The 8983-nt window shown below is 64.6% G+C and carries 7 protein-coding genes, 1 pseudogene and 1 riboswitch; of the genes and pseudogenes, 7 read left to right on the plus strand and 1 reads right to left on the minus strand.

Annotated elements, in window-relative coordinates; genetic code table 11:
- Positions 1 to 108 precede the first annotated feature (108 nt).
- Positions 109 to 223, plus strand: a riboswitch (TPP riboswitch).
- The 6 genes from thiC to RDN59_RS01800 all read left to right on the plus strand — a co-directional run bounded on the left by thiC (position 219) and on the right by RDN59_RS01800 (position 5872).
- Positions 219 to 2021, plus strand: a complete 1803-nt coding sequence (gene thiC, locus RDN59_RS01775; protein ID WP_308606297.1) for a phosphomethylpyrimidine synthase ThiC — start codon at positions 219 to 221, stop codon at positions 2019 to 2021. It overlaps the preceding riboswitch by 5 nt.
- Positions 2014 to 2664: a thiamine phosphate synthase gene (locus tag RDN59_RS01780; protein ID WP_308606298.1), complete on the plus strand. Its 651-nt coding sequence runs from the start codon at positions 2014 to 2016 to the stop codon at positions 2662 to 2664. The genes thiC and RDN59_RS01780 overlap by 8 nt, the downstream gene beginning before the upstream one ends.
- Positions 2661 to 3806, plus strand: a complete 1146-nt coding sequence (gene thiO / locus RDN59_RS01785) for a glycine oxidase ThiO (RefSeq protein ID WP_308606299.1) — start codon at positions 2661 to 2663, stop codon at positions 3804 to 3806. The genes RDN59_RS01780 and thiO overlap by 4 nt, the downstream gene beginning before the upstream one ends.
- The gene (gene thiS / locus RDN59_RS01790; protein ID WP_308606300.1) at positions 3803 to 4000 is read left to right on the plus strand and encodes a sulfur carrier protein ThiS; all 198 of its coding nucleotides are present in this window, start codon (positions 3803 to 3805) and stop codon (positions 3998 to 4000) included. The genes thiO and thiS overlap by 4 nt, the downstream gene beginning before the upstream one ends.
- The gene (locus RDN59_RS01795; protein ID WP_308606301.1) at positions 4001 to 4780 is read left to right on the plus strand and encodes a thiazole synthase; all 780 of its coding nucleotides are present in this window, start codon (positions 4001 to 4003) and stop codon (positions 4778 to 4780) included.
- Positions 4781 to 4813: 33 nt separating this feature from the next.
- Complete coding sequence (locus tag RDN59_RS01800; RefSeq protein WP_308606302.1) at positions 4814 to 5872, plus strand: ThiF family adenylyltransferase; 1059 nt, start codon at positions 4814 to 4816, stop codon at positions 5870 to 5872.
- On the opposite strand, the gene RDN59_RS01805 is transcribed toward RDN59_RS01800, so the two are convergent.
- The gene (locus RDN59_RS01805; protein WP_308606303.1) at positions 5869 to 8034 is read right to left on the minus strand and encodes a YhgE/Pip domain-containing protein; all 2166 of its coding nucleotides are present in this window, start codon (positions 8032 to 8034) and stop codon (positions 5869 to 5871) included. The two genes, RDN59_RS01800 and RDN59_RS01805, sit on opposite strands and share 4 nt — an antisense overlap.
- A 266-nt stretch (positions 8035 to 8300) precedes the next feature.
- On the opposite strand from RDN59_RS01805, the pseudogene RDN59_RS01810 reads away from it, so the two are divergent.
- Positions 8301 to 8983, plus strand: a pseudogene (locus tag RDN59_RS01810) (HNH endonuclease); the annotation flags it as partial.

Below are 8983 nucleotides of genomic sequence, written 5' to 3' on the forward strand. Positions count from 1 at the left end.
GTGCCTATTACACAGAACATCGCTATCTTTCCACACCCCACCCCCGCAGAACAAATTGCCCCAAACGCCTGACACGTGCCCGCCGGGGGCTCTAAGGTGGGTGACGCACTGATACCCCACGGGCGCCCACCGGAAGTGGGCTGAGAGTGGCGCTGATACCGCGCCTGCACCGTTCGAACCTGTCTGGTTAGCACCAGCGAAGGAAGAGAGGAGCAGCCATGGCGGCTACCCATAACCCCATCCCATCCACCGATTCCGGCGAGATCCACCCCAAGCACTACTACTCCCCCATCCGGGAGAATGGCCTGGAGGTACCAGAGACCGAGATCCAGCTGGATGATTCTCCCACCGGGCCCAACGAACCGTTCCGGATCTACCGCACGCGCGGCCCGGAGTGTGAACCTGAGGTGGGTCTGCCGGCGCTGCGCGCGGAGTGGATTGCGGAGCGCGGGGACGTTGAAGAGTATGAGGGCCGCGCACGCAACCTCGCTGACGATGGCCGCTCGGCCGAGCGCCGCGGTGCTGCCTCCTTGGAGTGGAAAGGCGAGCGTCGCCAGCCGCTGCGTGCGAAGGAAGGTAAGCGCGTCACCCAGATGTACTACGCACGCCAGGGGATCATCACCAAGGAGATGGAGTTCGTGGCTCTGCGCGAGCACTGCGACCCAGAGTTCGTGCGTTCCGAAATCGCTCGTGGCCGCGCCATTCTGCCCAATAACGTCAACCACCCCGAGTCGGAGCCGATGATTATCGGCCGGAGGTTCCTGACCAAGATCAATGCCAATATCGGCAACTCCGCAGTGACCTCCTCAATTGCGGAGGAAGTATCCAAACTGCGCTGGGCCACCCGCTGGGGTGCGGATACCGTGATGGACCTCTCCACCGGTGATGACATCCACACCACTCGCGAGTGGATCCTGCGCAACTCGCCGGTCCCAATCGGCACCGTGCCCATTTACCAGGCGCTGGAGAAGGTCAATGGTGTCGCGGAAGACCTGACATGGGAGATTTTCCGCGATACCGTCATCGAACAGTGCGAGCAAGGCGTGGACTACATGACCGTGCACGCCGGCGTGCTTTTGCCCTACGTGCCGTTAACCACGAACCGCGTCACCGGCATCGTCTCCCGCGGCGGCTCCATCATGGCGGGATGGTGCCTGGCGCACCACAAGGAGTCCTTCCTCTACGAAAACTTCGACGAGCTGTGTGAAATTTTCGCGCGCTACGACGTCGCTTTCTCCCTCGGCGATGGCCTGCGCCCCGGCTCCTTGGCGGATGCCAACGACACCGCCCAGTTCGCCGAGCTGAAGACCATCGGTGAGCTCACCCGGCGCGCCTGGGAGTACGACGTCCAGGTCATGGTGGAAGGCCCCGGGCACGTTCCGCTCAACATGATTCAGGAAAACAACGAGCTCGAGCAGGACTGGGCTTCCGACGCTCCCTTCTACACACTGGGCCCGCTGGTTACGGATATCGCACCGGGCTATGACCACATCACCTCCGCCATTGGTGCGGCGCATATCGCCATGGGTGGTACGGCCATGCTGTGCTACGTCACCCCGAAGGAACACTTGGGGCTTCCCAACCGCGATGATGTGAAGGCCGGCGTCATCACCTACAAGCTTGCCGCCCATGCGGCCGACGTGGCCAAGGGCCACCCAGGTGCGCGCGCTTGGGATGATGCGATGAGTAAGGCCCGCTTCGAGTTCCGCTGGCACGACCAGTTCGCGCTCTCCCTCGACCCGGACACCGCGCAGGCCTACCACGATGAGACCCTGCCCGCGGAGCCGGCGAAGACCGCGCACTTCTGCTCCATGTGTGGCCCGAAGTTCTGCTCGATGCGCATCAGCCAGGACATTCGGGATACCTTCTCCGATTCCCTTGGTATGCCAAGTTTTCCGGGTAAGGGCTCCATCGATCCCGAGGTCGTGGCCGCCGCCCGTGCCGGTGAGAAACAGATGTCGGAAGAGTTTAAGGCTCAGGGATCTCAGCTCTATCAGGAAGAAGAAACCGCGCATGCCTGATCTTCGCTGCTACTTCGTCACGGGCGCGGGCACGCCTGCGGAGATCGTGCGCATCGCTGCGGCAGCGGCTCGGGGCGGTGCCGGGGTCGTGCAGGTGCGCTCCAAGCCGATTTCCGCCCGCGACCTTTTCTTTTTAGGCCGCGACGTGGCCCGCGCGGTGGCGAAGGCCAACCCAGAAACGCGCGTGCTTATCGACGACCGCGTGGACGTCGCCGCCGCCCTCCGCCACGCCGGCGAGCCGGTGCATGGCGTGCACGTCGGCCAAGACGATTTGCCCGTCGCCGCTGCCCGCGCGTTGTTGGGGCCGGACGCGATTATCGGTCTGACCACCGGCACCCGCGAATTGGTCGAGGCTGCCAATGACGTCGCAGATGTCATTGACTACATCGGTTGCGGCCCGTTCCGCGCGACTCCGACGAAGGACTCCGGCCGCACGCCGCTGGGGCTTCACGCTTACCCGGAATTGGTGAAGCTCTCCCGCGTGCCACTCGTGGCCATCGGGGATGTCACCGCCGCCGATGCCGCCGACCTTGCCGCGACGGGCGTTGCGGGCCTCGCTGTGGTTCGCGGCATCATGAATGCCGAGGACCCAGAAGCTTATTGCCGCGCGCTGCTGTCCGGTTTTGACGAAGGTGCGCGATGAGTACTAGCTCTGATCCCTCAGTCATCGTCGTCGGCGCGGGCGTCATTGGTCTGGCCACCGCCGTGGAGTTGGCCGCGCGGGGCTTTAAGGTCACTGTCTTGGACCCGGCACCGGCCTCTGGGGCTTCGCACTATGCCGGCGGCATGCTCGCCCCCGCCGCCGAGGTGGTCTACCAGCAGGATCCACTCTTCCCGCTGATGCGCGCTTCCGGCGCGTGGTACCCGGAGCTTATAGATCTGGTTGCCGCCCACACGGAGGTCTCCACTGGCTACCGCGCCGAGGGCACCCTTGTCGTCGCCGCTGATCGTGCGGATGCTCAGCACCTCACCGAGCTGGCCGACTATCAATCCCTCCACGGCATGGAGGTCGAGCGCATCACCGTGCGCGAAGCCCGGCGCGCCGAACCGTTGCTGTCACCACGCTTGGCCGGGGCCGTCAGCATCCCGGGTGACACGCAGGTCTTTCCCCGCCAGTGGGCGGCTGCCCTCATCAGCGCTGCCCAGGGTCTTGGGGTGCGTTTCTTCCGCACGGCAGCGCAGTCGATTAACGCTGCCACGGGCATGGTCACCACGGCCGTCGGCGAGTTCGAAGCTGAACAGGTCGTACTCGCAGCCGGGCTGGGTGCGCGTGATATCGAGTGGGCTGACTCGGCTGGGCTCACAGATTCCCCGCTGCACCTGCGCCCGGTGTACGGAGATATCCTGCGCCTGCGCGTACCGGACGAGCTCCAGCCGCTGCTCACCCGCGTGGTCCGCGGCTTCGTGGAGGACCGCCCCATCTACCTCATCCCCCGCGGCGACGGCACCTTGGCGGTTGGCGCTACAACCCGCGAGGACACTCTTGCCACGGCCCAGGCCGGCGGTGTCTACGCGCTGCTTCGCGACGCCATACGCATCCTCCCCGCCGTCGAAGAGTGCGAATTCCTCGAGGCCAGCGCGGGTGCCCGCCCCGGCACCCCGGATGACCTGCCGTACCTCGGCCGCGTAAGCGACAAGCTCGTCATCTCCACCGGCTATTTCCGCCACGGTATCCTGCTCACGGCCCTGGCCGCGCGCTGTACCCGCGAACTCATCGAAGGCTCCGAACCCAGCATCGATCTCACCGCTTGTGATCCTCTACGTCACCTCAAGGAGCAGCCATGATCCTCATCCTCAATGGCCAGCCCACTGACACCTCAGCGACGACCATCACCGAATTGTTGGACGAGCGGAACATCGCCGCCGACGGCACCGCCGTGGCACTGTCCGAGCAGGTCGTTCCCCGCTCGCAGTGGGAGTCCACCTCACTCACCGAAGGCGCGGCCGTGGAAATCCTCACCGCAGTCCAAGGAGGTTAAATGCTCACCATCGCCGATACCACCTTTTCCTCCCACCTCATCATGGGCACCGGTGGGGCCACGAGCCATGACGCCCTCGAGCGCGCACTCATCGCCTCCGGAACCGAGCTGACCACCGTGGCCATGCGTCGCCACGCTGGCACCCGTGACGGTGAGAGTGTCTTCGATCTGTTGCGCCGGCTGGACATTGCCCCACTCCCCAACACCGCCGGGTGTCGCACCGCGCGCGAGGCCGTGCTCACCGCCCGCATGGCCCGTGAGGCGCTGGGGACCTCCTGGGTCAAGGTAGAGGTGATCGCCGATGAGCACACGCTGCTGCCCGATGTCCTGGAAACCCTCGACGCCACCGAGCTCCTGAGCGCCGAAGGTTTCACCGTGCTGGCCTACACCAGCGACGATCCCGTCGCCGCCCAGCGCCTCGAGGATGCCGGGGCTGCGGCCGTCATGCCGCTGGGCGCCCCCATCGGCACCGGCCTGGGTATTCTCAACCCCCACAACCTCGAGCTCATCTGCTCACGCGCCTCGGTGCCCGTGCTTGTCGACGCCGGCATCGGCACCGCCTCCGACGCCACCCTCGCCATGGAGCTGGGCTGCTCTGGCGTGCTGCTGGCCAGCGCGGTCAACCGCTGCCAGAACCCAGAGGCCATGGCCACCGCCATGCGCCACGCCGTCGAGGCGGGTCGACTCGCGCGGAGCGCCGGTCGTATCCCGCAGCGCGAACACGCCCAGGCATCCTCCACTTTCGAAGGTCTGGCCAACTGGGCTGACCAGGTTCTGTAGCCCACCACCGCTCCATTTAGAAGGACTGCCATCATGCTCAGCGAGACCGAACGCGCCCGCACCGCGCGCCAGCGCATCCTGCCCGGCTTCGGTGACGAGGCCCAGGAGCGGTTCCACGCGGCGCACGTGCTCGTCGTGGGAGCCGGCGGGCTGGGCTGCCCGGCCCTCCAGCAGCTGGCGGCGGCTGGCATCGGGCGGATCACGCTCATCGATTCCGATACCGTCGATATCAGCAATCTGCACAGGCAGGTGTTGCTTGGGGTCGGAGACGTCGGCAAGCCCAAGGTCGAAGTAGCCGCCGCGCGCGCCCGCGAGCTTGCCCCCGAGTTGCAGATCACCGCGCTCAACGCGCGGCTGACTTCCTCTACAGTTCTTGACCTCTGCGCAGAGGCCGACCTCGTCCTCGATGGCTCAGATACCTTCGTCACGAAGTACCTCGTCGCTGATGCCTGCGAGCTCACCTCTACCCCGCTGGCCTGGGGTACCGTGCTGCGCTACGGCGGGCAGGCCGCGCTGTGGCACTCCGGGAATGCATGTGCTGACGGGCGCGGGGTGGGCTTGCGCGATCTCTTCCCCGCACCGCCTAGTGGCGAGGCTCTCGAGTGCTCCACAGCGGGGGTCCTGGGGGCTACGACATCGGTCATCGCGGGGCTCATGGCCACCGCGGCGCTGGGCTGGTTGGGAGAGCTTCCGCACCATGAAGAGCTGCGTGGCCGTGTTACGTCCTATGAGGCGCTGCCCGGGAGTTTCCGCACGCTCACAGTCGTCCCGGATCCTGAGCGCCCCCTCGTTACTGCCCTACCTGGCCGGCACACCCTGCCGCCGGAGCTTGTCACCGGCCACGCCGCCCTCCTCGATATCTCCGAGAACCCCGACTCTCCTGATGCCACGGTGACACTGCCCTGGCATACCGTCACCGATGATGATGCCGTGCGCCGAGCGCTCGCTTCGTGCTCCTCCGAACTGGTCTACGTGGCCTGCCCCTCCGGTGGGCGCAGCGCTGGCTTCGTCCTGCGCTACGCCGATCTGGCAGCGGATATGGGCATCGAGCTGCGTAACCTTCCAGGTGGGCTCGCGTCTCGCGATTTCTAGGCGTCGACCACCGCCGGAGCGCGGAATAGGTGCTCGTCCACAATTCGGGCGGTGCCATGGTGACGGGCCCGGAAAATAACGCAGGAGGCCACCAACGCCAGAGCGGTCACGATGAACAGCACCGCGATTCCCGCCCAGAAGGTGCCATCGTGGATGCCGTCGGTCGCGCGGGTAAAGGCATTCTTCGCATAGGACATCGGGTGGAAAGGATGCAGCATGCTCAACGGGCGCGGAATCGCCGCCACCGGCCACACGCCTCCGAAGACCATGATGCCCAAGGCGAACGCACCAACGGCGAAGATGGCGCCGATCTTGCGTCCAAAGGTAACCAGGAAGAACTGGTAGGTCGCCGCCCCCACGGCGGCGATGGCAGCGATGACCAGCAGCATCATCGGCCAGCTCGCCGGAGACCATCCCATCGTGGAGGACATGAAGGCCATGAAGGCTAGGACGAGGAAATTCAATCCCGCCACGACCCCGAAGGCTGCAAGGATACCGCGCACCGGGCTCGTGGCCGACTCGCCCCGGCGCCCCAGGTAATAAGGCAGCGTCATCGCTACCAGCAGCATGACGAGGAATCCGAAGACGAGCACGAAGAGCATCGATACGCCACCGGTGATGTTCTTCTGGGTCGGGTCTACCGGGTCGACCACCGTCTGGACCGGATGCAGGTTAGAGGACGTGAAATTGATGGGCACGGCCATGTTCTGTGCGGACGTATCCGGCTGGGTAATGGAGGGGGCCTTGGCGGCGCCGTCGGCAAGCTTGGTGGCCAATTCGTTCGAGCCCGCCTTGAGCTGGTCCATGCCATCCTTCAGCTCGGTGCCGCCGGCGGCGAGCTGGCTCGTTCCGTCCTTCAACGTACCGGTGCCTTCGTGCAAGCGGGAAGCACCGTCCTGCAGCTGGACGGCACCGTCGCTCAGTTCGCCAACACCCGCACGCAGCTGCTGGGAACCATCGGACAAGCGGTGCGCACCGTCATTAAGAGCCATCATGCCGCCCAAGTACTCCGAATTGGGATCGGCCAGGTTGTAGTAGAGCTGGCCGGTGCCGGCAGAAAGCTTCTCCAGCTGCGCCACCATGTTGCCGCTGGCGGCCGGGTCCAGCTTGGAGACCAGTGAATAAAGCTGCTCAGCTTGTTGCTGCATGCCAAGGCCCCGGAGGACGTCGACAAGCTGCAGGAGTGCCGGGGCCACGGCCTGCGCCTGCTTGAGCACCGGGATGAGCATGCCCGTCAGTTGGTTGACGCCGCCATCGATTTGGCCCGCGCCATCCGCTAGGCGGCCGGTGCCGGCAAGCAGTTTGTCGGAGCCGTCGGCCAGCTGCGCGGCGCCATCATCGAGCTGCGCGGCGCCATCGCTGAGGCGTCCTACACCGTCATTCAGGCGGTTCGTGCCGTCCAGGAGCTGGCCCGTACCGTTGTTGAGATCGCCCGCGCCAGCGTCCAGCTTGGCGATTCCCTCGACCGCGCGCCCGCCGCCTTCCTGCAATTTGCCCGCACCCTCATCGAGACGGCCGGCGCCCTCGGCCGCGGTGCCCAGGCCGTCGCTGAGTTTGTTGAGGCCCTCGATGACTTGGTCGGCATATTTCTTGGAAATCGCATTCTCCACGCTGGTCTGCACCTGCGGGATGAGGCTGGAGGAAATCACCGAACCATTCGTGCCGTAATAATCATTGGTGGCGAAATGAATCTCCGGCTTGACCGGTTTATCGCTGATGATGGTGACGGCCTGCTCGGAAAAGTTCTCCGGGATGGTCACCACCATGAGGTATGTGCCCTTGAGCAGCCCCTCGTCCCCGTCACCCTTGCTGACCTCGGTGAAGTTCAGGTACCCCGTCTCCAACAGGCCTTCGACGACCTGATCACCGTAGTTGGTGTATGTGCCCTGCTTCTCGACGCCCGCGTCCTCATTCACCACCGCCAAGTCAATGTTGCGCATGTACTTTGACGGGTCCCACATGGCCCACATCATGGTGCCGGCTACGATCAGCGGCGCAACGAGAAGGAAGACGATGAGCACGCGCGACACGGTACTCGTGGGGCGCCAATCGAGGACGCGGTGCCACCCCATGGCCTCACTGTCGTGGCCTGCTGCGCTCCCCTTATCTGCCTTGCCAGGCGAAGAAGCATTCATCCGGCTTTCTTCCGTCTCACGTCGCATTCCCGCCTCCTCATGGTTTTAGTTCTGGCCCGCTCACAGCTTTCTGCCCAGGACTTTCAGCGGCAAGACAGCGATAAGTGGGACCACCAGTTCATTTGTTTCACCAAACATACCACCCAATATGTTGTCTCTGTGAACTTATGGCCATTCGTGCCATTGCACCCCGTGCCGTTACTCCCGTGTGAGCTCCGAATTACAAGGCACATGAACAGGGCGTTTTCCCCTCCGGTTGCGAGGCCTTAGGGCCTGTTTTAGGCTCTGTGCCCATGGGGGATATTGAGACCTACATCCGCCTTCGCAACTCGGGGATTGCGCTGGTGGAAGCAGCAACCAGCACACCCGAAAGCTTGCGCGCGCTCGGCGCCTCACGCGGTGATGCAGCGGAGCTGGCGTCGCTTCATGCCATCTATTTCGGCGATACCCGCTTCACCGGCAAGCAGCGCGCAGCGCGTCGGGCGGCCCAACGCCAAGGCCACGACCTGGCCACACTGAGCCTCATTGAGTCCTACGCCGCCAAACTGAAGAAGCAACTCGACGTCTGGAATTTGCGCGTCACACTTGCATCCACGCCTTCAGAACGGGTTGCTTCAGTGGCGGCGGAGCGCTTGAAGGAGCTCAGGCCCAAGCGCGTGCCGTCGCCTGGGGTGCGCCTTACCTACCGCAAAAATGGCCCGCACTCGCTCACGGTTACCGACTCCGCGCTCAACATCTCCACCATGCGCAGCACCCTGGAGTCCATTAACCCCACCGACCTCCTAGAAGCCACCCGTCAGGTCTTCTTTAAAGAAGGTGTGGGGTCTCGGCCGGCGGTGGGAACCAACGTCGTGATAACGCTCGACGAGCTCGACAAAATCATCCGCCATGACGGCGATGACATCGAGCTCGAGCTCACCAACGGCGGGCGCATGAGCGGCGCGGAGTTTCTCACCTACAAGTTCGCCGAAACTGG

The sequence above is a fragment of the uncultured Corynebacterium sp. genome (assembly GCF_902489365.1).
Taxonomy (GTDB): domain Bacteria; phylum Actinomycetota; class Actinomycetes; order Mycobacteriales; family Mycobacteriaceae; genus Corynebacterium.